2 protein-coding genes are annotated in these 661 nt (G+C 43.0%); both read left to right on the forward strand.

The window, feature by feature from the left end:
• Positions 1-311, forward strand: a 311-nt coding sequence (locus HC175_RS16075; protein ID WP_168139416.1) for a LemA family protein, incomplete at its 5' end; no start/stop codon positions are given.
• A gap of 12 nt (positions 312-323) precedes the next feature.
• Positions 324-661, forward strand: a 338-nt coding sequence (locus HC175_RS16080) for a TPM domain-containing protein (RefSeq protein ID WP_168139417.1), incomplete at its 3' end; no start/stop codon positions are given.

Genomic DNA, 661 nt, shown 5'->3' on the forward strand with positions numbered 1-661 from the left:
AAATGCAGCAGTATCAGCAGGCTCAGGGCGAAGTAAGTTCGGCTTTGTCAAGGCTACTGGTGACTGTAGAAAGATATCCGGAATTAAAAGCTACACAGAACTTTCAGCAGCTACAGTCTCAGCTGGAAGGCACAGAGAACAGGATCAATGTGGAAAGGAACAGGTATAATGAAACCGTAAACGAATATAATGTTTACATAAAGCAGTTCCCAAACAATATTATTGTGGGCATGTACGGCTTTGATGAAATGCCACGTTACGCAGCCGATCCCGGTGCAGAAGATGCGCCCGAAGTAGACTTTGATTTTTAAAATACTTCAGAAATGTCAAAAATAGAAGAATTTCTTTCCGAAGAGGAGGAAGCAGAAGTCGTTGATGCCATTAGGCGGGCCGAGAGAAAAACTTCGGGAGAGATTCGTGTACATATTGAAAAGACCAGTAAAGGTGAGATCTGGGACAGGGCGATGGAAGTCTTCCACCTCCTTAAAATGGATAACACCAAAGAAGATAACGGCGTTCTTATCTACGTAGCAATCGACGACCGCAAATTCATCATCTACGGTGACAAAGGGATCAATGCCGTGGTACCCAAAGATTTTTGGGAGACCACAAAAGACGCTATTGCTTCAGAATTCAAAAAAGGCAATTTTAAGCATGGTTT

The organism is Salinimicrobium oceani, from assembly GCF_012037645.1.